Source organism: Streptomyces sp. NPDC044033 (assembly GCF_056434425.1).
Genome location: NZ_JBWKFF010000006.1, coordinates 107,912 through 131,582, shown reverse-complemented (window position 1 = coordinate 131,582; position 23,671 = coordinate 107,912). Strand labels below are relative to the sequence as shown.

The following is a 23,671-nucleotide window of genomic DNA, read 5'->3' as shown; positions in this document are numbered from 1 at the left end:
GGGGTCGGCGGGTGGAGTGGTCGGGGTCGGGCCTGGGCGGTGAGCGTAAGGATCGACGGGGAGAACGTAATGGTCAACGGGTCTGGAAATACGTCGCGTTGTCGTCCGCCACGGCGTCCCAGTCGGATCCGGCCCGGAAACGCAGCACGTCCCAGCCGGCCTCCTCCAGGCGGTAGCCGGCCTCGCGGTCCCGGGTGGAATCGGCACCGTGGTCGGGAAGGTCGACGAAGACCGCGAGATGGGCACCATCCATACGGAACACCAGGTCCGGCTTGGCGGCGGCCTCCGGTACCAGGACGTCGACCTCGTCCGGCAGCCGGTAGCCCTTGGCCTTCAGCCAGCCGAGGAGATCACCCGAGGCGATCAGGGCTTCGAGGTCGGCCTCCAGCGGAGTGGGCGCGGCGGGGCCATCGCTACCGGTCCGGGCGGGGCCGCCGGACCCGGTCGCGGTGGGCGTCGCCAGCCGGTGGAACTGCTCGCTCCGGGATTCGCCCCGGTCCTCGCGTTCGGTCTGCGAGCCCGCGAGGCGCAGCAGCAGCGGGCGGGCCGCGAGGCGGCTCAGCAGGCGGTGGTGGGTCTGGTTTCCGTACGTCAGGAGACAGGCGTAGCAGCCGCGGGCGCACTCCTCGCCCCCCTCGGGACCGCCCAGGTCCTCGTCGGTGTCCGGGTCGAAGTGGCAGATCTGCAGGGCGGCGCGGGCGGCCTTCGCCAGCGCCCCTCGTTCCTGTCGCAACCGGCGCAGCACGCCGGCTCCGCCCTCCGCGGCCTCGGTGAAGAGCAGCCGGCGGCGCGGTCCCTCGGACGGCGGCAGGAGTTCGGCCGTCAGCTCGGAGTCCTCCAGCTCGAAGGCGGCCTCGATGCCCCGCTCCAGGGCGTACAGGACGGAGAAGGCGACCGGCTCCGGCAGTGGCTCGTCCAGCGTCGCCACCAGGATGTTCCGCCGGTCCTCCACGTACGGCAGGACCCGCTTCCGGCGGCGCTTCTCGTTGCCGTCCTCGTCGACCACCGGCATCCCGGTGCCCTCCACGGCGTCCGCCGCGGCCCGGTCGTTGAGCCAGCGGCCGTCGCCCAGGTCCAGCCAGTAGCCGTCCTGCACGTCCTCCTTGTCGCGGACCCGGCCCAGGTTGGTGATCCGGACCGTGGCCGAATCGCCGTAGTCGAGGGCGAGGACGGCGGCACCTTCTCCGTCCGTCACCTGCGAGGTGAGACGGCCCTTGCGGACCCCGTGGTCCTGGAAGGCGTACGAGGTCTCCAGCCGGAAACCGGCCCGGCGTCGCTCCTCCTCGTCGGAGGAGATCCGCTCGCGGGGGGTGGTGTACACGGTGTGGAGATGGATCAGGCCGGTGCGCTTCCCGGTCAGCTCCGTGCCGCACATCGCGCAGCGGTCGAGGCCGGGACGGACCGGGTGATGGTAACCGCAGGTGTCGCAGCGGCGTGCTTCCGCCGTCGCCAGATCGCCGGAGGCGTCCGGCGGCAGCTGGATGCGGGTCACCTGGTAGCGGGCGCCCTCGTGGTAGATCAGCGCACCCGGGCCGAACTCGCGGATCGCCAGGAACCGTGGCCGCTGGAGATAGTCGCCGTCGGCGTTGCGCCGGTTGCCCGAACGCGGGATGTACGCGGCCAGCGGCAGGCGCGGGAAGCTGTAGCCGGGGAGGAAGCCCTCGGAGGCCAGATAGCGGTAGGGGTTGAAGTCGCTCATCACCGACTTGTTGTCGGTGGAGCGGTTGAGCAGCAGATTGGTCTGCGTCTCGGCCTCCCGGCGGCGGGTGCGGGCGCGGCCCTGCTCGCCCTGGCTGAGCGTGTGGTCCACCACCCGCTTGTTCTGCTCGTACTGGTCGAGCACGGCGGCCCGGAACAGCTCACGCCACCGGTCGAAGGACTCGTCGAACCTGTCCGCGGCCCGCTCGACACGGTCCTCGATCCACTCGTCGTACCACCAGGTCGTGTCCTGGAAGTCCGAGATCAGCGGCGCGAGCACGCTGTACGCGGCGGTGACCGCGCGGCGCCGGGCCCCCTCGTCGAGCGACCTGTCACGGATGTGCGTGTGCAGCGGCAGCACCATCCGGGGATCGGGCCGGTCCCCGCTCTCCGGGTCGTACGCCACGTCGACGATGTCGGGTACGGCCGTACCGAGCTTCATCTCGGTCTCCGCCAGCCAGATGCTCTGGACGTGCGAGCGGACCAGGTCCTCGTTGGCGAGATCGAGGCGGGGCGGCGCGACCTGGCCGGAGACCATCGCCTCCGAGCGGCGGAAGTAGTACTGGTCATGGCTGTTGCCCGTCGCGCAGTACGTGGTCACCAGCGCCGGCTGCCCCGAACGGCCCGCACGGCCGGAACGCTGGGCGTAGTTGGCCGGCGTCGGCGGCACGTTGCGCATCATCACCGCGTTGAGCGAGGAGATGTCGACGCCCAGCTCCATCGTCGGCGAGCAGTAGAGCAGCGGCAGTTCGGCCGTGCGGAACTCCTCCTCGCGCAGCAGCCGGTCCTCCGGCGGCACCTGCGCGGTGTGCTCGCGGGCGTAGAGCCCCGCCAGCTCGGTTGCGGCGTCACGGTACAGATCGCGGAAGAAGGGGTTGACGCGTGGCCCCTCGCCGTGGCTGTAGGTGCGGGTCAGCGGGTCGATCGCCCCCGTCTGACCGGTGCCGGCCCGCCACACGATCGCGGCGGCCGACACCCGGTACCCGGTGCGCTTCTCCGCCGCACGCCGACGGAACGCCGGCCCCGAACGCTCCGGGGCCGCCTCCACCTCGCGCACCAGGTCGGCGTCGCGGAGCACGATGAGCAGGGTCTCGATCACCCCCTGCACATCGTCCTGCGGGGCCTCCCGCAGCGCGGGGACGTTCCGGCGCAGATACTTGCCGAACTTCCCGCGCGGCGAGAGGAACAGGGCGGTGCGCTCCATACCGGGCTTGGAACCGTACGGGTAGGCCGTGCCGACATTCGGCTTGTCGCTTTCACTGAGGACCCAAGGGCCGGTCAGCCGCTCCTCGCTGGCGCCCTTCAACGCGTCGAAGTCGTCCCGGAAGTACTGCACATCGATGGCCAGGCCCCGGCGCAGGAAGTCCAGGAGGGTGCGGGCGATCTCGGCACGCAGCTCCGCGTCGATCTCGCGGAGCACCGGGTGCGCCGATTCCCAGCGCCCGGCGCGGGCGGCCACCCACTCCAGGTCCTCGTAGTCGATGCGCAGCAGGCCCGTCTGCTCCAGGTTGGGCATGGTGATCCGCCAGCCGCGCTCCAGGTCGCGGTAGAGGCGGTAGCCGACGACGTCCCGGAAGGTCTTCGTCGCCCGGCGCTCCATGGACGGCGGCTGGTCGGCGACCCCGGTGTACTCGCGCGGTGCAAGGCCCATCACCTCCGTCACCGCCGCCGTCAGGTCGTCGTGGCGCACCCCCTCCTCACCGGAGCGCACGACGGCCGTGTACAGAGCCCCGCGCAACTGGGTGACCTGCGCGAAGTCGTTGAAGTGGCCGGCCTGCAACGAGGCGTCCTGACGGTTGTCCACGAAAGTGAGGAGCTTGCGGGCCTCCTTGTCCAGGCTCCTCTCCGGCACCGCGCGCAGCGACTTCAGGATGGAGGCCGAGATCAGGGAGGTGGCCGAGGAGCGGCCCTCCTGGTCGAGCGTCGCCAGCTTGGCGAAGTCACGGCCGCGGGTCTGCTCGTACGACACCTGACAGTGCACACAGAACAGGAACGGCGCCGGGACGAACGCCGCCTCAAGACCCTTGCCGCTCTCCGTGCTCTCCATACCGAAGGGGTCGACGACGACGCGCTTGGGCACCCGCTCCCGGTAGGTCTTCTTCACCACCGTCAGACCGTTCGCGTCCTGCTCCAGCCAGGACTCCGGAATGCGCCGGTCGTCCACGGCCCGCTGCGGATCGGCGGGCCAGACGTAGTCCTCGTCCGGCACCCCGACGTACAGACAGCCCTCGCCCTCGCGGCCCCCGGAGGCCGAGGTGCCACGCCGGGGCTCGTAACGGAAGACACCGTCACGGCCCTCGGTGCGCCACACCGTGAGGTACTCCTGACCGCACTCCCGGCAGAACGACAACGGGTACAGCGGCATGCCGCCGCTGTGCGGCTGCTCCAGCTGGAAGGTGCGGGTCAGCGGGCGGGTGAGCGGGTTCTCCAGGGTCGTGTACACGGTGTCGCCCTTGGAGAGGAACTGGTGCAGGCGGAAGGCGAAGAGGGGCCGCTCGGTCACCGGGTGCTTGGCCTGGGAACCGGCCTCCAGGGTGGCGCGGATCGCCTCCCGGACCTGGTCGGCGGGGACCCCGGAGTCGGTGGACAGTTCCTCGGCGGCCGACTCGATGGTGCGCGGCGCACAGCGGCGCAGCCGCCCGGTATCCGGCTCCTCCTCAAGACCGAACCGGGACTCCACCCAGCGGGCGAGGGGGTCCCGGGTGAGTGCCTCGTACGCGAGGGGCGCCGCGGGCATCCGCAGCCGCTCGGGGGGAACGGCCGCCGGGGGCTGATCGGTGGCCCGGACCAGCGTCTCGCCGATCACCCGGGTGGGCAGCACCGTGGTGCCGAAGAGCCGGCCCGCGACCCGGGCGACCTCCCGCCGCTGGTCCTCCCAGGTGCCCTCGGTGGACATGGTCGCCGAGGTGCCGACGCACTGAAGGTTCTGCCCCGCACGGCATGCCTCGCGGACCCGGCGGATCAGCAGTGCGACGTCCGCGCCCTGCCGGCCCCGGTAGGTGTGCAGCTCGTCGAAGACGAGGAACTGCAAGCCTTCGGCGTTCCGGATCAGACCGTCGCGGTCGTCCGGCCGGGTGAGCATCAGTTCCAGCATCACGTAGTTGGTGAGCAGGATGTCCGGCGGATTCCGGCGTAGCTCCTTGCGCCGCTCGTCGTCCTCCTGGCCCGTGTACCGGGCGAAGGTGACCGGCTCGCGGCCCTCCCCGAAGCCGTGCCGCAGGTACTTCTCCAACTCCTTGAGCTGGGAGTTGGCCAGCGCGTTCATCGGGTAGACGACGATCGCCCGTACCCGTCGCGGGGCCCCCGGAGCGGCCGCGTCCCGCTCCTTCAACACCTGGTTCACGATCGGCACGATGTAGGAGAGCGACTTGCCGGAACCCGTGCCGGTGGTGAGCACGTACGAGTCGCCTTTCTGGGCCGCCTCGATCGCCTCGCGCTGATGGCGGTGGAAGGTGAGCGGCCGGCCGTCCGGACGGCGGGCGTCCTCCTTCTTGCCGGCCTGGAAGATCTCGGCACAGCGGGGATGCAGCAGCCCGTCCCTGACCAGATCGGTGACCTGGCCGCCGTCGGCGAAGAACGGATTCAGCGAGAGCCAGGGGTCGGGCCACTGCGACTTCGAGGCCAGGTCGTCCTCGACGAAGTTCTCGATCCGGGCGTCACGGATGACGGTGGCGCTCCGCGTGAAGCTCTCGTACTCCTCGATCAGATTGTTGTGGATGCCGAAGACGTCCATGGTCTCCGGCAGGCGGGGTGAACGGCGCGGTACCGGGGCCGGCTTCACGGCGGCGGGCTGCGGCAGCTCGGCGCGGAGCCGGGCCACCGGGTCCATCGCCGTCCACTCCGGGGCGAGCAGGTCGACCGTCGCGTCGGGGGCGAGCGCGTGCGGGATCAGGGCCTCGCGGACCAGGGTGGCGTTCTCCGGCCGGTTCTCCGGCTCCTTCTCCAGGAGCCGGGAGACCAGACGCACCAGGGCCTGCGGCAGATCGGGCCGGACGATGGTCAGCCGCGGCGGCGGGTCGTACTGGTGCTGCACGGACAGCTCGTAGGCGGTCCGCGCGGAGAACGGGGGGCGGCCGATCAGCATCTCGTAGAGGACGCAGCCGAGCGCGTACAGATCGGCCGCGGCGGAGACCAGCTCGGCGCGGAACTGCTCGGGCGCCATGTACCGTGCCGTGCCGACGCTCACGCCGGTGCTGGTCAGTCGCGTCTGGTCGGGGTCGTCGACGATCGAGCCCATGCCGAAGTCGAGGATCTTCACGGTGCCGTCGCGGAGCAGCATCGCGTTGGCCGGCTTCAGATCGCGGTGGACGACGCCGGCCGTGTGCGCGGCGGCGAGGCCGGACGCGATCTGCGCGCCGATCGCGGCGACCCAGGAGACCGGGAGCTGCGGCTCTTCGTCCATGAGCAGGCCCAGGGTGTGGCCGTCGAGCAACTCCATTGCCAGATAAGGGAGACCGCTGCCACCCGGTGCGTCGTCGACGCCGCCTGCGATCAGATGGGTGAGGTTGGGGTGACCCTGGGAAAGCATGCGCATGATCTTCACCTCGCGGTGGAAGCGCTGTGTCTCCTTGTTCCCCTCCGCAGCCTCGACCAGCAGGCCGGTGCGGTTGCGCAGCACCGTCTTGAGCGCCACCTCGTACTGCGTCGAAGCGGGTGCGGCTTCCAGGTCCACGGCCCGGTGCACCTCGCCCATGTTTCCGCGACCCAGGTCACCGGTAATCCGGAAACGTCCACCGACCTGCTCCAGCGCCACTGCTGCTCCCCCGTTACTCGCGTTGTGGTGGAAGGTATCTAGCGGGGAGGGTACACCAGAAGTGAGGGTATGGGCTGTGAAGTACTGTTGACAATGTCAACATGCCTTGGCTGCGACCGCGGCAATGAATGGAGAGGGCGGTGGTTGTCGTTTCGGTCCATTACCGACGCCTGCCGCCAGGCCCGAATCTGCCCGGTGAGAACCGTCGCCCGATGCTGCTCGATCTGCTGCTCGCGACGGCCGCGTACCGCGGCGCCGCTGTTCGGACTCACGCAGCCGCTTCTCCTGCTCCCGGCGGTCGGCTTCCGCCGCAAGGCGTTCGAGATCCTGCAGTAGATGTCCCATCCGTGACTCCAGCGTCCACCGGGCACCGTCGCTGTAGGAGTACGAGTGCTGGTACCAGCTCCCGGAGGGCGCGCCGAGAGCGAGGCGGCCGTTGAACTCTTCGTCGTACTTGGGCAGGCGCGTCCAGGGATTGTGCTCCTGCTGACGGAGCTCCTGCGGGGTCGGCTCGTGCGGGACCTTGGCCGTCCGCTTCGTGAGAGCTAGAGGAAGGGCCCGGCGCCGGATCACGGCCGCGACCATGTGTACGGCTTCACCGCGTTTCGGGTCGCTCTGGGCCTCGACTGCGTAGCCCCGGCCTTCTGCTTCCGTCAGCAGTGCGTGCATGATCCGAAGGGTCCGGTCGGCGAGTAAACGCGACAGGTACAGCGGGATGACTTCCGGCTTGCTCCGGGTGTCGACCACCCTCTGGGATCGCCCCAGGGCCTTGCGCGTCGCACGAACGAGGCGATGAGGGCGAATCGAGGGTCTCCGGCACGTCGACGGCCGGAACGGGAGGAGGCTGGGCTGCCTTCTCGGCCTCCTCGTCAATCAGAGTGAAGACACAGTCGCCGCGATGTCGGCCGTTCCACCGCAGCTTGTGCCCCGTGAGCACGTGCCTGTGGTGGAGCGCGTCGTAGTACGCCGCCCGCCATCGACCCCGGGTTTGCGCGGCAGGATCGGGAACCGTGATCTTCCCCGAGGTCGACTGCAGAGGGGAGATTAGCTCTGCTCCGTCGTCCGGAGACCGCGCGGCATAGGCGGCGTCATCCTTACAGGCGAGGCGAAGCAGGCCCGCCAGGGGCACTCCCGTATAACGCTGCTGGAGCGTGCGGCCGCCAAGCGGACGCCATCACCCTCTATCAGGTGTGCCGCCGGCTGCTCCGCGACGAGCTGGGGGTGGACCCCGACCCCCGGTTGCAGAAGCTGTACGGCCAAATTCTGCGCGCCGACGAGACGTTGCTGCTCGCCGAGCCTGCCGAGCCCGCCGAGCCCGTCACCCCGGTGCCGCGGGTCTCCTGGACGAGTCCGGTTCTGCCGTTCACGCGGCAGAACCAGAATCCTAGAACTTCATCGGCCTTCCACGGGGTTCTCGTCCGGCGGCTCGTTCAGCAGGGGAGAGTGGAGTGACCGGCAGCCCCGGTGGCGCCGGTGATGCCGTCCGCACCGAACGTGGCGGCGGTGCCGTCACCGCCGGGCTTGCCGGGACACACCGGGCTGGCAGCGCCACCGGCCCCGCCAGTGCCGCCCTTGTGGACGTTTCCGGCCGTGGAGGCACCGCCGTTGCCGCCCTTGCCGCCGGCGATACCGGTACCGGCGTCGCCCACGCCGCCCACGCCGCCCTTGCCGCCGGTGCCACCGAGAGTGGCGGCGCCGCCTGCTCCGCCACTGCCGCCGTTGCCGTTGGCGCCACCCGCACCGCCCGCACCACCCGCGCCGCCGGTGCTTCCGCTGCCGTCACCGTTACCGCCGACGCCTCCACTGCCGCCGTTGCCGTTGGCGCCGGCGGCACCACCGGTGCCCCCGAGCCCACCGAGTCCACTATTGCTCCCCACGCCGTTGGCACCGCCCGCACCGGGGAGGCCGAGGGCGCCGACCGCGACGTGGGCCCGGGCACTGTCCGCACCGGCCCGGACCGACGCCGAAGCGAGGGCGGGGGTGGCTGCGAGGCCGACTACGGCTATCGCGGCGACCAGGACGGTGCGCGGAACGGTGGTTGTGCGCGTGAAGCGCATGAGGTATGCCTTTCGGTCCGTGCAGTCGAAGATATTCTTCGACTGACACACTCGCAGCCTAGACCGGAATGGAGCGGATATTCTCCGGAGGGCGATCGATGTCCTTAACTGGCCTACGTCGAGCAAACCATGGCCGTAAGGTCGTGTACACGGTTAATTTCTCGCTGCTGCCTCGCTCTGTCCCGGTCTCCTTTTTCGGCGATGTGTCACTGGAAAAGGCTGATCGAATCCGCCGGGATGGGCGCGTCCCGCTGGTCGGGATCGTCTGTACGAAGGCCGCGGCGACGGGTTCGGGAGACGTGGATGCGGCGACGGGTGCCGACGCCGCTGCTCCGTGCCGGCAGGGTCGCCGCAGGGCCCTGGTCTGCCCCTGTGCTGCGTACCTCCTTTTTGAGAGATGATCGCGCTCAACGCGGAAATATCGGGACGGGCGGCAGTGAGGGGAAAAAGAGAGCTGAATCCCCTCCTGGGTGGCCGAATACTCACTTCTTACTGTGCGGATCGCACCAAAATGCGACCTCCATGCCCGCCGCCCCGATTATCGCTCTATCTGGAGTAGGGTCGGTGGCAGCCGATACGTGGCTGCCGGTGACCGTTCCCAACGGAAATTCCAGAGCTCGCGACTGGATTTTCACCGGCCATTTGGCAAGAGGTCCTCATGCGCAGTATCCGCACCCCTGCCGTGGTCTCCGCGGCGGCATTCCTGGCCGTCGGCGCAGGCATGCTCCTGCCCACCAGCGCGCAGGCGAAAGCCGACGCGGTGGCCTGCACCGAAAGCGCACTCGTCGCCGCGGTCACCACCACCAACAACGCCGGGGGCGGGGTCATCACCCTGGCCGCAGGGTGCACCTACACCCTGACCTCGGCGCACGCGAGCGACCTCGCCAACGGTGCCGACGGCCTGCCGCACATCACCACCGCGATCACCTTCGAGGGCGACAACAACGTCATCACCCGCTCTGGATCCGCTGACTTCCGCATCATCCGGGTCGCAGCCACCGGCAGTGCCACCCTCAAGGGCGTGACCGTGAACAATGGTTCCGCCCAAGGGCTTCTGGGCCTGCTTCCCGCCAACGGAGGCGGCATCCTCAACCTCGGCGCGCTGACGCTCACCGACAGCGCCGTGACGAACAGCAAGGCCACTGGCACCGGTGGCGGCGTCCACAACGGCAGTGGCGCGGCGGCGACCTTCACCGGAAGCACCTTGTCCGGCAACACCGCGGTCGGCAACGGCGGCGCCCTCTACAACGCCGCCACCGCCACACTCACCAGCAGCTTCGTCAACGGGGGCAACAAGGCCAGCCGTGGCGGGGGCATCGCCTCGGTCAACGGGATCCTTTCGGTGACCAGCACCCCGGTCACAGCGAACATCGCGACCGTGACCGCCGGCGGCGTCTATCGCCAGTCCGGAACCACGACGATCACCACCTCGCCCATCTCCGCCAATACACCCAACAACTGCACTGCCAGCGTCCCCGCCGTACCCGGTTGCGTCGGCTGACCGGCACCCGCCCGCACCTACGGCGAACGAGTGGAGACATCGGCCGAACCGTGCGCCAACGGGTCCCGGACCGCTTGTGCGGTTTCAGTACAGAAGGCCGATGAAGTTCTTGGGTCTTGGCTCTGCCGCGTGAGCGGCAGGGCCGAACTCCTGTCACGGATCCACGGATCCAGCGCCGTCACCCCGGATGGTGTCCTGGCCGCTCAGAGCGCGGACACCCGCGCGCTGCGCGTTCCGAGAAGCCCGCCGAAGCGTCCCCGTCGTTCACGTGCATCGGCCGGCGGTCGTCAAGAAGGCGTTCACAGCGGCCGTCTCACATGCCGATGATCAGGCGGCTGGCATCATCGGCGTCCGCCGGTGACGCCGATACCGTTGCACCTGGTGCGTAGGTACCGCCCTCGTACTCCCAAGCCTCGTCCGGATCGAGTGGTCGGCCGGCCGTGGAGACTGTGCGCCCGGCACCGGCCCCGTCCGCGGCGATGAGCGCGCTCGCCGTCAGCGGCGGACCGTCATAGTCGGACGCGGCCGCCATCAGGGCCGCCGCCGATCCCGCCCCGGTCTCGGGCGGGACGACGAGCAGATCCCAGCGTCCGATGCCGTAGGAGAGCAGCAGCAGCTTGTGCGGATCGATCTCCGGCGTGAACCAGCCGACCTTCACGACACGCCCGTTGACGGGGACCTTGCGCGGGATGACCGGCCAGTGCTCGGGGTTGACGGCGATACGGGTGATGCGGCCCCAGCGCGGGGCCAACGCGTCGGTCAGTGACGGCAGTTCGCGCAGCAGGTCGCGCGAGCGCGGCCACCAGGCGCCGTCCAGGAGTCCGCGGGAGGGGCCGTCCGGCTTCAGTGCGAGCCGGGCGGAAAGGGCTGCGACGGGTGTGGGCCGCGGCGGGGTTGCTTCGGAGGTCGCGGTCATGATGCGGACCTGTCTCCGGGCTGCCCCTGGGGTTACGGCCCGGGTTTCATCTCTCGCCGAGGACGACCCGGCGTGGAAGCCGGTGTGCGAGATGCCATCGGTGCCTTCACCGTACTCCTTCCGCCAGTCGGCTGCGGTGACCGCTGTGCCGCCCGGGGCCGCACGATCGTCTCGGTGCGGTGCGGTGCGGTGCGGTGCGGTGCGGTGCGGTGCGGCGCTGCCGATGGCCCCCGTGACAGTTCGTCACCGGGGGCGCAGCGGCCCGGGGTGGCTGAAGCGGCCGGCCCGCCGTTGGACGTGATGCCGGAGGGTGCGGTGGCGTACCGGCGGAAGCGCGGCCCGCGCGTCGGCGTGGGCGTAGAAGACGTGCTTGGCGCCCTCGATCAGCACCAGGTAGAGCACGGCCATCAGGGCCAGGGCGAGGACGAGTCCGAGGGGCAGGGACCGGAAACCGAGCGGCCCCGCGAGCGGGGACATCGGCAGCGCGACGCCTACGGCGATGACACCGATGGCGCTGACCAGCAGGGGGCGGCTGGGCCGGCTGCGGTAGAACGGCACCCGGCGGGTCCGGATCGCGAAGACGACCAGCGCCTGTGTGGCGAGGGACTCCACGAACCAGCCGGAGCGGAACAGCTCGGCGCCCGTGTGGAAGACCTTGAGCATGACCGCGAAGGTGAGGAAGTCGAAGAGGGAACTGACAGGCCCGAAGAAGAGCATGAAGCGACGGATGAAGGCGATGTCCCAGTGCGAGGGCGCGCGTGTCTGCTCCGGGTCGACGCGGTCGGTGGGGATGGTCAACTGCCCCGCGTCGTAGAGGAGGTTGTTGAGCAGGATCTGTGAGGGCAGCATCGGCAGGAAGGGCAGCACCAGGGAGGCTCCGGCCGCGCTGAACATGTTGCCGAAGTTGCTGGAGGTGCCCATCAGGACGTACTTGATGGTATTGGCGAAGATCCGGCGGCCCTCGGCGACCCCGTCGGCGAGGACGCCGAGGTCCTTCTCCAGGAGCAGGACGTCGGCCGCGTCCTTGGCCACGTCGGTCGCGGTGTCCACGGACAGCCCCACGTCGGCGGCGTGCAGGGCCAGCGCGTCGTTCACGCCGTCGCCCAGGAACCCGATGTCCCGGCCCCGGCGCCGCAGCGCCCGTACGACTCGGGCCTTGTCCTGGGGCGAGACTCGGGCGAAGACGGTGGTGGTCTCGGCCGCCCTGGTCAGCTGGTCGTCGTCCAGCTGACCGATGTCCCGGCCGGTCAGGGCGCGGCCGGGCGGCAGCCCGAGGTCGGCGCAGACCTTCTGCGCGACGAGTGCGTTGTCGCCCGTACAGATCTTGACGGTGATGCCGAGGCCGGCGAGACGGCGCAGTGAGGCGGCGGCGCCCGTCTTGGGCGGGTCGAGGAAGACCAGGAAGCCGGCCAGACGCAGCCGGTACTCGTCGGCGGCCGCGAGGGACGTCTGCCCGTCCGCGTCCCGGGTGGCCACGGCGACCACCCGGCTGCCCGCCGCGAAGTGCTCCTGGAGCACCGCGGCGGCCTCCTCCGCTACCTCACCGCAACGGGCCAGGACCGCCTCGGGTGCGCCCTTGGCGACGATCAGGCGGCTGCCGTCCGGACGCTCGACGAGCGCGGAGCCCAGCTGCCGTTCGTGGTCGAAGGGCAGCAGCGCGAGCCGGTGGTGTCCGGCCGGGGGTGCGTCCGCGGCCTGCCACAGCGCGCTGTCCAGCGCGTTGCCGCCCACGTGGTCGAGGCCGCCCTCGGTGGCCAGCAGGCCCAGTCGCAGCACCGTGCCGGAGGGTGTGCCGGCCGGATCCAGGGCCGCCTCGAAACGGATGCGGCCCTCGGTGAGCGTGCCGGTCTTGTCGGTGACCAGGACGTCCATGTCTCCCAGGTCCTCGATGCACACGAGCCGTTTGACGAGGACCTTGCGCCGCGCCAATCGCCGTGAGCCGGTGGCCAGGCTCGTGCTCACCACGGCGGGCAGCAGTTGCGGGGTGATGCCCACCGCGATGGCCAGCGAGAAGAGCAGGGCGTCGAGCAGCGGGCGATGGAGCAGCAGGTTGATGACGAAGATCCCGGTGGTGAGGACGGCGGCGACCTGGAGGAGCAGCATCGAGAAGCGGCGCAGCCCCGCCTGGAAGTCCGTCTCCGGCTGTCGTTCGCCCAGCCCCAGCGCGATCCGCCCGAACTCGGCACGGCCCCCGGTGGCGACGACCACTCCGGTCGCGCTGCCCCCGTGCACCACCGTCCCCATCAGCGCGCAGGAGGTCAGCTCGGCCAGCGCCGTCCCCGCGGCGACCGGTTCCGGGTTCTTCTCGGCGGGGGCGGACTCACCGGTGAGGACGCTCTCGTCGCAGGCGAACGCCGTGCGCTCCAGCAGACGCAGGTCCGCGGGCACCACCTGCCCCAGCGTCAGGCGCACGACATCGCCCGGCACCAGCTCGGTCACGTCGATCTCGGCGGCCGCGCTGTCCCGGACCACGACGGCCGTGTGCCGCACCCGCGAGTGCAGGGCCTGTGCCGCCTTCTCCGCCCGGTACTCGTTGACGAAGCCCAGCGCCACGCTCAGCACCAGAATCCCCGCGATGATGAGGGCGCCGGTCCGCTCGCCGAAGAAGTACGAGACCCCGGCCGTCACCGCCAGCAGGATGAGCAGGGCGCTGCGCAGCTGCCGCCCGAGGACCGCCAGGGCGCGGACATGGTGGGTGCGTACGGCGTTCGGCCCGACGGCCGCGAGCCGCTCGGCCGCCTCACCCCTCGACAGGCCGTCGGGGCTGCTCGTCAGCGCGGCCAGTACGGCTTTCGCGTCCTCGGCGGCGGCGTCCCCCACCCGCAGCTCTGCCATACGGGCGGTCACCGACTCCAGGTCCATTCGGCGACCTCGGGCAGGTCCGCCCCGTGGGCGCGGATCCAGTCGTGATGGCGGTAGCGGACATCGACCATCCGCTGCCGCAGCGCCGCCGCGCGGACCGCGAGGCCGGGCACCCGGTCGATGACGTCCATGACCAGCCGGTACCGGTCGAGGTCGTTGCGTACGACCATGTCGAACGGGGTCGTGGTGGTGCCCTCCTCCTTGTAACCGCGTACGTGCAGGTGCGCGTGGTTGGCGCGGCGGTAGGCGAGCCGGTGGATCAGCCACGGATAGCCGTGGTACGCGAAGACGACGGGCTTGTCGGGGGTGAACAGCGCGTCGTACTCACGGTCGGGCATTCCGTGCGGGTGTTCCTCCACGGGCAGCAGCCGGGCGATGTCGACCACGTTGACCACCCGTACCGCGAGTTCGGGGAGGTGGCGGCGGAGCAGCGAGGCCGCGGCCAGCACTTCGAGAGTGGGTACGTCGCCCGCGCAGGCGAGCACCACGTCGGGTTCGCCGCGGTCGGACTCGGTGCCGGCCCAGCCCCAGATCCCGGCGCCGCGGGCGCAGTGCGCTCGGGCGGCGTCGAGGTCGAGCCAGTCGAAGCAGGGCTGCTTGCCCGCGACGACGACGTTGACGTAGTCGCGGCTGCGCAGCACGTGATCCGCCACGGACAGCAGGGTGTTGGCATCCGGCGGGTAGTAGACCCGCACGACCTCCGGCGACTTGTTGAGCACGTGGTCGACGAAACCGGGGTCCTGGTGCGAGAAGCCGTTGTTGTCCTGGCGCCACACGTGCGAGGTCAGCAGGTAGTTGAGGGAGGCGACCGGGCGGCGCCAGGGGATCCGGCGGGCGACACGCAGCCACTTGATGTGCTGATTCGCCATGGAGTCGACGATGTGGACGAATGCCTCGTAGCAGGAGAACAGACCATGCCGCCCGGTGAGGAGATAGCCCTCCAGCCAGCCCTGGCAGGTGTGTTCGGAGAGGATCTCCATCACCCGGCCACCGCGCTCCAGGTGCTCGTCCGTGGGCAGTACCTGGGCCTCCCACGCCTTGCCGCTCGCCTCGTAGACGGACTGGAGGCGGTTGGAGGCCGTCTCGTCCGGGCCGACCAGCCGGAAGTCGCGCCGCTCGCCGGTGTCGGCCATCACCCGTGCCAGCAGGTCGCCGAGGACGCGGGTCGGCTCATGCGCTGTCGCGCCGGGTTTGTCGACCGGGACGGCGAACCGCTCCAGGGGCGGTAGCGGCATGTCGTGCAGCAGCAGGCCGCCGTTGGTGTGCGGGTTGGCGCCCAGTCGGTGTGCGCCGTCGGGGATGCAGGCCAGGACCTGTTCCCGGGGGCGTCCGTGCTCGTCGAAGAGTTCCTCGGGCCGGTAGGAGCGCAGCCATCGCTCCAATTGCCCCAGGTGGTCCGGGTTCTCGCGTACGGTCGGCAGCGGCACCTGGTGCGATCGCCAGGTGCCCTCCATCGGGAGGCCGTCGACCTCGGCGGGCCCGGTCCAGCCCTTGGGCGTACGCAGGACGATCACCGGCCACCGCGGGCGTTCGGCGGTGCCCTCCGTGCGGGCGGCGTGCTGGAAGGCGGCAATACGGTCCAGAGCCTCGTCCATGGCGTGGGCCATCGCCTGGTGGACGGCGTACGGATCGTCCCCGGTGACATGGAGGGGCTCGTGGCCGTATCCCCTGAGCAGGGAGTCGAGTTCCGGCTCCGGTATCCGGGCCAGGACCGTCGGGTTGGCGATCTTGTAGCCGTTGAGGTGCAGAATCGGCAGGACGGCACCGTCCCGTACCGGGTCGAGAAACTTGTTCGAGTGCCAGGAGGCGGCCAGCGGGCCCGTCTCGGCCTCACCGTCGCCGATCACGCATGCCACCAGGAGCTCCGGGTTGTCGAACGCGGCCCCGTAGGCATGCGAGAGGGAGTAGCCGAGCTCGCCGCCCTCGTGGATCGATCCGGGGGTCTCGGGCGCGACATGACTGGGGATGCCGCCCGGGAAGGAGAACTGCCGGAAGAGGCGGGCCATGCCGGCCGCGTCCCGTGTGATGTCCGGGTAGGTCTCGGTGTAGCTGCCCTCCAGCCAGGAGTTCGCCACCACGGCCGGCCCGCCGTGGCCGGGCCCCCAGACACAGATCGCGTCCAGGTTCCGCGCCTTGGCAACCCTGTTGAGGTGGGTGTGGACCAGGTTCAGGCCCGGTGAGGTGCCCCAGTGCCCCAGCAAGCGCGGCTTGACGTGCTCAGGTGCTAATGGCTCGGTCAGCAGAGGGTTGGACATGAGGTAGATCTGCCCGACGGCCAGGTAGTTCGCCGCCCGCCAGTGGGCGTCCAGCGCGCTCAGTTCCTCTCCGTCGAGGCGGTCCGGGCAGGCGGGGGCGCCGGCAGCGACGGGGGAGTTCGCGGGAGGGGGGTCGAATGGCATGACGAACCCTTCTTGTAGGGGCCTGATCAGGAACTTCCGGAACTGGGACCGGGAAGGCGCGCTGTGTCGTCGAGGAAGGCGCGGGCGGCATGCGCCAGGCGGCGGTGGTGGGCGCGCGGCGTCGTGAAGGCCCGTTCCCGGTCCGTGTGGCGGCGTCCGGCCGGCTTTCCCTTGGCCGTTCGATCAGGACGCGGCTGTTGAGGGCGGTCTGCGGCCGTTCGTCGAGGAGTGCGCTGTGCTCGGTGGTGCGTTGCTGCGGCAGGCCGATGGTGGCGACGTCGGCAAGTGCCTGTGCGAAGGGGGTGGCGGTGGCCGGTCCCGGCGCCGCGCAGGGCCGCCTGCTCGGCCACAAGAGCCTGGATCCGCGCCGGGCGGCTACCGGGGACCACAAGAGCCTGGGTCCGTACCGAGCGGCTACCGGGGACCACGGTGGCCACCGAGTCCTGTCGCGGCGATCAGGCCCGCCCACCCTCGCCGCCGTATGCACCAGCCACAACCCCGTGCCGTACGTGCGGGTGAGCCAGGAGCCCGGCGAAGGCGCGGCCGGCGGGGTGGTCACGGCACGCCCCCGCCCGCCGCAGGAGACGCGTCGGCGCGAACGGACGCGAGCCCTGCGGGTGGATGGACAGCCGCGGAGTGGACATGACACCTCTGTTCCAGCCGTTCAGGCGTTCGCGGAACCGCTACCGGGCACCGGAGGCGATGCGACGGGCTTCCTGCCCGGCGAGGTGCGACCGAGGTCAGGGTGTACGAGGGCGTGAGTGTGTCACCAGGTCGGAGTTCCGCGCCCCGAGGATCGGCACCTGATGGAACCTCCTCGAAGATGCCATGGGCCCGGACGAGCATCCGCTCCCATGTCACTGCGGTCAGCAGGCCGTGCGTTCACCGGGGTCCTGGGCGTCCGTTCGCCAGCATAGTCCCTGGTTCTTCGCCGCGTTGGGGTCGAACGGGCCGGAATCCGGCAATCGGGCGGCCGCGGACAGGCACGGGAGAAATCAGCTCGACGCGCGTGTGCGCCGCCGATCCCTGGTCAGCGGCGGCCGGCGGTCAGGATGACGAGGAACTGGCCGCCGCCCGGCTCGATGTCGGCAGTCACCGGCAGCCCCGGTACCAGTCGGGAGAACCGGTCCACCAGCCAATCCGCCGCCTCTTGGGCGTCCCGCCTGGTCGGACAACGGCCCACCATCTCGCGGCCCCCCTTGCGCTCCAGCCTCCCGGCAACGGTGATCAGCGGCGCGGGTTCGACCACGTACAGGCGGTCCGGCCAGTCGATGACCACCTTGACCGCGCCCTTGCGGGTGTTGCATCCGCGGTGCGCGAGCCGCTCGGCGACCTTGGCCTTCCGGTCGGCGGTCCGGCTGTCGACGCTGGGCCCCCGCGGGTCGTTCACCGACTCGTCGGGGTCGACCGCTTCGTCACACACCCAGCATCGCCAGCCGTCGCGTTCGGCCACATCATCAAGGAGACTCATCCGAGCAAACTAGCCTGCCCGGCCGCCACCCCGCGCATCAGGGCCCCGGCAACGTCTTAACACCGGCCGACAGTGCTGCAACGCCTGGCAGCCGGCGTCGCCGCTGCCTTGACCTGCGTGAATGCCGATGCCTTGATGGCCCGCCAAGGCAACGGGGTGGTGAGCCCGAGGGCCATCAGGGCATCGACGGGGACTCTGGTGGGCCGGACGCCCTGGCTGCCCTCCTTCTTTCGGTTGGCGGCTCGGTCCGGCGAATGCCGTGTCGGGCGCCCGCCACACGCCGCGAGCCCCCTCGGCGCGCTCCGGTGGTCGCGCGTACCGGGTGCGCTCGCCGGTACGCGCTGCCCAGTGCGCTCGCCGGTACGTGCTGTCCGTAGAACCCGCGAGGCGGCACAGTCGTCTGCGCCCGCGGCCAGATCGAAGCGCCGAGGGGCGGGAAGCGCCGCACGCGCGCTTTCCGCCCCTCCCGGTGGTGCCACTTGGGACCCTCATCCCGGCGGCGGAGCGGATCCTGACGAGTCGTCGCCGATGCCGATGCCGATGCCGACGCCCGGCCTGCGGCCGGCTGCTGGGCCGCCTGAAGGTGCCGACAGGGCACCTCGGTGAACCCGGGGACGTCGCAGAGCGGGAGGACTCCGCCGACGGCGGCCCGCCGCCGCCGGTACACCGCGCCCCAACGCACCACAGCCTGCCCCGCCCTGACCCGACCCGCCCGCTCAGAGGGGGAGCGCCGTCACCTTGATCAGCTGAGGCCGAAACCGTGACCGTGCGTCCAGTCGGCGGCCTGCTGGGTGAAGGCGCGGGCGGCGGCGCTCTGGTAGGCGCTTTCGCGACGGACGAGTGCGACGGTGCGGGAGGGGAGCGCGGGGGACAGGGGCACGGGGGTCAGGTGGGGGTGATGGTGGGTGATGGCGTCGGGCAGAACGGTGGCGAGCGGGGTACGGGTCACGATCTCGGTGAGGGCGTTGATGGAGTTGGCCTCCACCACGATCCGCGGATGTACGTCGTGTTCGGCGAAGTACTGGTCGATGTACCGGCGCGTCGCGAAGTCGCCGCTGAGCAGCGCCAGATGGCGCTCGCGGAGGTCGGCTACGGGCAGCGGACCGGCGTGCCCCTCGACGTCGGGGTGATGGGGGCCGACGACGAGGCTGAGGGTCTCGGTGAACAGCGCGGTGGCCTCGATGCCCGGGAGGTGGGTCCCGGTGAAGGCGATGCCCAGGTCGAGGCGGTCGGCGAGGAGGTCGGCCTCGACGCGGTCCTGGGACGTCTCGCGCACGTTGAAGGTGATGCCGGGGTGGCGGGTGTAGAAGTCGGCGATGAGGGGGCCGGTGAGGTAGGCGGTGAAGGTGGGGGTGACAGCGAGGCGGAGGTGCCCGCGGGAGAGGTCCTGCACGTCCAGCACGGCCCGCTCACCGGCCGCGAGGTCCCGTAGCGCGCGCTGGGCGTAGTGGGCGTACGTCCGGCCGGCGTCCGTGAGGCGCACAGTGCGGCCGGTGCGGTCCAGCAACTGCACCCCGACGGCCTTCTCCAACTGCCTGACCTGCTGGGACAGCGTGGGCTGGGAGATCCGCAGCTCCTCGGCCGCACGGGAGAAATTGGCGTGCTCGGCGACGGCGAGCAGATAGCGCAAGTGACGCAGCTCCGGCTTCATGAAGTCAACTATAGGTCGCAACAATAACTTCTAGAGATATTGCGTCTTGGACTCTATAGCACCTGGTCGTGCAAGGTGAATGACGTCGGCCCAACCGGCCGGCCCGACCGAAGGGAGCTACGGCCATGCGTCATCTCGCCGAGGGAGTCGACCGCTTCGAGCGGGAGGTCTTCCCCGCCAAGGCTGGACTCTTCGCCCGCCTGGCCACCACGCATCAACCCGGCACGCTGTTCATCGGCTGCTCCGACGCGCGCGTCGTCCCGGAGCTGGTCACCCAGTCGGACCCCGGCGAACTGTTCGTCATCCGCACCGCGGGCAACCTCGTCCCCGCCCACACCCCCGGCGCCGACGGGGTGGCCGCCAGCATCGAGTACGCGGTCGCCGTCCTGGGCGTGCGGGACATCATCGTCTGCGGGCACTCCGCCTGCGGCGCCATGACCGCCCTGGCCGAAGGCCATGACCTGACCGGCGCCCCGGCTGTCGCCGACTGGCTCCGGCACGCCGATGCCTCACGGGCCCGCGCCGCCGCAGGTCCCGGCGAGAGCGAGGTCGCCGCGCTCGTACGCGAGAACGTCGCCGCGCAGCTGGCCAACCTGGCCACCCACCCCGCGGTGGCCCGCGCCCTCGCCGAAGGCGGCGTGCGGCTCCACGGCTGGGTGTTCGACATTCCGACCGGCACCGTCAAGGAACTCGACACCGTCGGTCACACAGCTCTCGCGGCCTGACCTGCTCTTTTCCCGTCTGTCGCGCCGTCGCGCCCCGGACCCTCGAATTCACCGTCCCTTTTTCCGACGGACGGTGCCCTCCATCGGATATCCGACACCCGACGTCCGATATCCGTTATCCGATCCCCGAAAGGAAACCCCTTCTCATGGTGCACGCCCAGTTCGACAACAGCGCCCGTCAGCAGCTCGCGATCGCCGCGGTCGAGGCCAAGACCCGCAAGGACCTCACCTGGCAGCAGCTCGCGGACGCCGCCGAGTTGTCCGTCGCCTTCGTCACCGCCGCCGTCCTCGGGCAGCACGCACTGCCGGAGCGGTCCGCCAAGGCCGTCGCCGAGCTCCTCGGCCTGGACGACGACGCGGTGATGCTGCTGCAGACCATCCCCACCCGCGGCTCCATCGAGGGCGGCATCCCCACGGACCCGACGATCTACCGCTTCTACGAAATGCTCCAGGTCTACGGCACCACGCTCAAGGCACTGGTCCACGAGCAGTTCGGTGACGGCATCATCTCGGCCATCAACTTCAAGCTCGACGTGAAGAAGATCGCCGACCCCGAGGGCGGCGAGCGCGCCGTCATCACCCTGGACGGCAAGTACCTGCCCACCAAGCCCTTCTAAGACAACTGAGCGGGACAGCACACCGCTGTGGCGAGGCCGCAGTGCCCGGTGGCCTCGCCACAGCCCCCATTCCCTCGCTCTCCGGCACACCCCGCATCTCCCATCCCGTTGGAGGACCTTCATGGATTTCGAGCAGCACACCATCGACATCGCCCGACAGAACGTCGCCGAGGGCGGCCGGCCGTTCGCGACCGTCATCGTCAAGGACGGCCGGATCCTCGCGGAGTCGCCGAACAAGGTCGCCCAGACCGGCGACCCCACCGCCCACGCCGAGATCCTCGCCATCCGCGAGGCGTGCACGAAACTGGGCACCGAGCACCTGACCGGCACCACCATCTACGTCCTCGCTCACCCCTGCCCGATGTGTCTGGGCTCGCTCTACTACTGCTCGCCGGACGAAGTCGTCTTCCTCACCACCCGCGACGCCTACGAGCCGTACTACGTGGACGACCGCAAGTACTTCGAGCTCGACAGCTTCTACGGCGAGTTCGCCAAGGACTACACCGAGCGCCGCCTGCCGATGCGCTACGAGCCGCGTGACGCGGCGGTCGAGGTGTACCGGCTCTGGAACGAGCGCAACGGCGACGAGCGCCGCGTGAGCTGATGGGGCGCTGAGGGGGGGAGCCTGCGGACGACGCGGAGGGCGCTGTCCCGGCCCGCGTCGACCGTGGCGGCGCCGAAGCCGCCCCGTACGACCGGAGCACGTCGGCGGACGCGCGTATGCGGGAGGCCGGACGCGGTGACGCCTCGCGCGAGTACGTGCCGTGCCGTGCCGGGGAGCAGGCGGCGCGCACTCCCCGGCACTCTGGCCCGCCGTTGGTTGGCCCCGGCCGCCACCGGGCAGAGCTCACGTGCGTAACAGCCGATGCAGGGGGGTCACTGCTCGGTGGCGGACCGCTGGTGGTGTGTGGCGTGCAGGCTGCCGAGCAGGGACAGCGCCTGGGCACTGGGGCTCCCCGGTTCGGCGTGGTAGATCACCAGCTGCTGGCCCGGAGCTTCGCGGACGTCGAAGGTCTGGTAGGTCAGGGCGAGAGGCCCGACGTCGGGGTGGACAAGGTCCTTGGCGTCGCGGCGCTTGCCGTGGACGGCGTGGGAGGACCACAGGGCGGCGAACTCCTCGCTCTCCTCGGTCAGGGAGCCGACGAGGTCGTGCAGGCGCCGATAGTGCGGATCGAGGCCCGTGGCGTGGCGCAGCCCGGCCACGACTGCCTCCGCCGCCCGCCCCCACTGCGTGAAGAAGCCCCGGGCCGCCGGGTCGAGGAACGTCATGCGGGCCATGTTGTCCATGTTCTCGAACGGTGAGAACAGCGCGTCGGCCAAAGCGTTCGAGGCCAGGAAGTCGGTGGCCGGGTTCAGGACGAATGCCGCGGCGCTCGGGTATCCGTCCAGCAGCTGCCGCAGAGCAGTACTCACCGCTTCTCTCGGCTGCGGCCGCTCACCTTCCGGTACGGTGCCGGCCAGCCGGAACATGTGCTCCCGCGCTTCGTCGTCCATCCGCAGCGCGCTGCTGATGGAATCGAGGATCTGCGGGGAGGGGCTGCGCTCGCGGCCCTGTTCGAGGCGGGCGTAGTAGTCGCTGTTCATGCCGGCCAGGACGGCGACCTCCTCCCGCCGCAGCCCTGCCACCCGGCGGGCGCCGTAGGAGACGAGCCCGACAGCGTCGGGGCGCAGGCGGGCGCGGTGAGCGCGCAGGAAATCTCCGAGGTCGTTGCTGGTCACCTCTTCAGGCTAAGCCGCACTCCACCCGCGTGCCTGGGTGCGCCGTACCCAGGCACGACTCGTCCTGGCCCCCTTCCCCCGGGCCGCCCAGGCTGGTGATCAGCACCCGCGAACGAGAAGGAGCGCATGGTGAGGAACCAGTCGGGCCCGCCGGAGGAAGCCGCCGGGCGAAGGACCGGTGACGTGGACGTGGCCGGGGACGTGGTCGGGGACGTCGACGTGGTCGGGATGTGGGTCACCGCGGACGGACACATCCGACAGGAGCTGCTGCCCGACGGCCGCTACGACGAGGCACGCGGCACCCGCCGCAGCGCCTACACCGGCCGCTACACCGTGGCCGGCAGCCACCTCGACTACGTCGACGACACCGGCTTCACCGCCACCGGAGACATCCGCGACGGCGTGCTCTTCCACGAGCACCTCGTCCTCTACAAGGAGAACCAGGCATGACACCCACCAGGGTCTTTCTCATCACCGGCGTCAGCAGCGGGCTCGGCCGCGCCTTCGCCACGGCCGCCCTGGACGCCGGCCACACCGTCGTCGGCACCGTCCGTAAGGACGCCGACGCGAAAGCGTTCACCGCTCTCCACCCCGAGCGCGCCCACGCCCGCCTCCTCGACGTCACCGACGACGCGGCGGTCCTCGCCGTGGTCGGCGAGGCGGAGCGGTCCGTGGGCCCCGTCGACGTACTGATCGCGAACGCCGGATACGGCCTGGAAGGCACCTTCGAGGAGACGTCCCTGGCCGACCTGCGCACCCAGTTCGACGTCAACGTCTTCGGTGCCGCCGCCACCGTGAGGGCCGTCCTGCCGTTCATGCGCGAACGGCGCCGCGGACACATCCTGGCCGTCACCTCCATGGGCGGTCTGGCCACGTTCCCCGGCGTCTCCGCGTACTGCGGCAGCAAGTACGCCCTGGAAGGCATCCTCGAAACCGTCGGCAAGGAGGTCTCCGGCTTCGGGATCCACGTCACCGCCATCGAGCCGGGCTCCTTCCGCACCGACTGGGCGGGCCGCTCCATGGTCCGCGCGCCGCGTTCCATCCCCGACTACGACGAGCTGTTCGAGCCCATCCGCACCGCCCGGCAGACCGCCAGCGGGCAGCAGCTCGGCGACCCCGCCAAAGCGGCCGCCGCCCTCCTGCGCATCCTCGACGAACCGAACCCGCCGGCCCACCTCGTCCTCGGGTCCGACGCCCTGCGCCTGGTACGGACCGGACGCGAGGCGGTCGACCGCGACCTCGACACCTGGGAAGACCTCGCCCGCTCCACCGACCACACCCCGGCCGACGACGTGCCGTAGG

General features: G+C 70.6%; 16 protein-coding genes. 7 read left to right on the top strand and 9 right to left on the bottom strand.

Going from position 1 to position 23,671, the window contains the following annotated elements:
• Window positions 1-73: 73 nt before the first annotated feature.
• Window positions 74-6,391 (bottom strand): protein kinase domain-containing protein, encoded by a 6,318-nt coding sequence (locus AC07AB_RS13625; RefSeq protein ID WP_478564972.1) that lies wholly within the window; start codon window positions 6,389-6,391, stop codon window positions 74-76.
• Between the two features lie 156 nt (window positions 6,392-6,547).
• The gene (locus AC07AB_RS13620) at window positions 6,548-7,198 is read right to left on the bottom strand and encodes a hypothetical protein (RefSeq protein ID WP_478564969.1); all 651 of its coding nucleotides are present in this window, start codon (window positions 7,196-7,198) and stop codon (window positions 6,548-6,550) included.
• A 303-nt stretch (window positions 7,199-7,501) separates the two neighbouring features.
• Between AC07AB_RS13620 and AC07AB_RS13615 the strand changes: the two genes are divergently transcribed.
• A complete protein-coding gene (locus AC07AB_RS13615) occupies window positions 7,502-7,903 on the top strand; it encodes an AfsR/SARP family transcriptional regulator (RefSeq protein WP_478565442.1) in 402 nt (133 codons plus the stop codon).
• Here AC07AB_RS13615 and AC07AB_RS13610 read toward each other — a convergent pair.
• Entirely contained in the window at window positions 7,882-8,508 is a 627-nt protein-coding gene (locus AC07AB_RS13610; RefSeq protein WP_478564966.1) for a hypothetical protein, read from the bottom strand. The genes AC07AB_RS13615 and AC07AB_RS13610 overlap by 22 nt on opposite strands.
• Window positions 8,509-9,166: 658 nt before the next feature.
• Here AC07AB_RS13610 and AC07AB_RS13605 point away from each other — a divergent pair.
• Window positions 9,167-10,009, top strand: coding sequence for a hypothetical protein (locus AC07AB_RS13605; RefSeq protein ID WP_478564963.1), 843 nt, complete (start codon window positions 9,167-9,169; stop codon window positions 10,007-10,009).
• A gap of 313 nt (window positions 10,010-10,322) precedes the next feature.
• On the opposite strand, the gene AC07AB_RS13600 is transcribed toward AC07AB_RS13605, so the two are convergent.
• The 5 genes from AC07AB_RS13600 to cynR all read right to left on the bottom strand — a co-directional run bounded on the left by AC07AB_RS13600 (window position 10,323) and on the right by cynR (window position 19,308).
• On the bottom strand, window positions 10,323-10,925 hold the full coding sequence (locus AC07AB_RS13600; RefSeq protein WP_478564961.1) for a DUF5994 family protein: 603 nt from the start codon (window positions 10,923-10,925) through the stop codon (window positions 10,323-10,325).
• A 243-nt stretch (window positions 10,926-11,168) separates the two neighbouring features.
• On the bottom strand, window positions 11,169-13,787 hold the full coding sequence (mgtA, locus tag AC07AB_RS13595) for a magnesium-translocating P-type ATPase (RefSeq protein WP_478564958.1): 2,619 nt from the start codon (window positions 13,785-13,787) through the stop codon (window positions 11,169-11,171).
• Complete coding sequence (locus AC07AB_RS13590; protein WP_478564955.1) at window positions 13,769-16,186, bottom strand: phosphoketolase family protein; 2,418 nt, start codon at window positions 16,184-16,186, stop codon at window positions 13,769-13,771. The genes mgtA and AC07AB_RS13590 overlap by 19 nt, the downstream gene beginning before the upstream one ends.
• A 1,030-nt stretch (window positions 16,187-17,216) precedes the next feature.
• A complete protein-coding gene (locus tag AC07AB_RS13585; protein WP_478564952.1) occupies window positions 17,217-17,657 on the bottom strand; it encodes a hypothetical protein in 441 nt (146 codons plus the stop codon).
• Window positions 17,658-18,399: 742 nt separating this feature from the next.
• Window positions 18,400-19,308 (bottom strand): transcriptional regulator CynR, encoded by a 909-nt coding sequence (cynR, locus tag AC07AB_RS13580; RefSeq protein ID WP_478564949.1) that lies wholly within the window; start codon window positions 19,306-19,308, stop codon window positions 18,400-18,402.
• 125 nt (window positions 19,309-19,433) lie between these two features.
• Here cynR and AC07AB_RS13575 point away from each other — a divergent pair, with 125 nt between their 5' ends.
• The 3 genes from AC07AB_RS13575 to AC07AB_RS13565 all read left to right on the top strand — a co-directional run bounded on the left by AC07AB_RS13575 (window position 19,434) and on the right by AC07AB_RS13565 (window position 21,254).
• Window positions 19,434-20,033, top strand: a complete 600-nt coding sequence (locus tag AC07AB_RS13575; protein ID WP_478564946.1) for a carbonic anhydrase — start codon at window positions 19,434-19,436, stop codon at window positions 20,031-20,033.
• A gap of 146 nt (window positions 20,034-20,179) precedes the next feature.
• A complete protein-coding gene (gene cynS, locus AC07AB_RS13570; RefSeq protein ID WP_478564944.1) occupies window positions 20,180-20,650 on the top strand; it encodes a cyanase in 471 nt (156 codons plus the stop codon).
• Between the two features lie 121 nt (window positions 20,651-20,771).
• Window positions 20,772-21,254 (top strand): nucleoside deaminase, encoded by a 483-nt coding sequence (locus AC07AB_RS13565; protein WP_478564942.1) that lies wholly within the window; start codon window positions 20,772-20,774, stop codon window positions 21,252-21,254.
• A 272-nt stretch (window positions 21,255-21,526) separates the two neighbouring features.
• Here the strand turns inward: AC07AB_RS13565 and AC07AB_RS13560 are convergent, their stop codons facing one another.
• Entirely contained in the window at window positions 21,527-22,369 is an 843-nt protein-coding gene (locus tag AC07AB_RS13560) for a helix-turn-helix transcriptional regulator (RefSeq protein WP_478564939.1), read from the bottom strand.
• Window positions 22,370-22,597: 228 nt separating this feature from the next.
• On the opposite strand from AC07AB_RS13560, the gene AC07AB_RS13555 reads away from it, so the two are divergent.
• On the top strand, window positions 22,598-22,819 hold the full coding sequence (locus AC07AB_RS13555) for an Atu4866 domain-containing protein (protein ID WP_478565439.1): 222 nt from the start codon (window positions 22,598-22,600) through the stop codon (window positions 22,817-22,819).
• Window positions 22,816-23,670: an oxidoreductase gene (locus tag AC07AB_RS13550; protein WP_478564936.1), complete on the top strand. Its 855-nt coding sequence runs from the start codon at window positions 22,816-22,818 to the stop codon at window positions 23,668-23,670. The genes AC07AB_RS13555 and AC07AB_RS13550 overlap by 4 nt, the downstream gene beginning before the upstream one ends.
• Window position 23,671 lies beyond the last annotated feature (1 nt).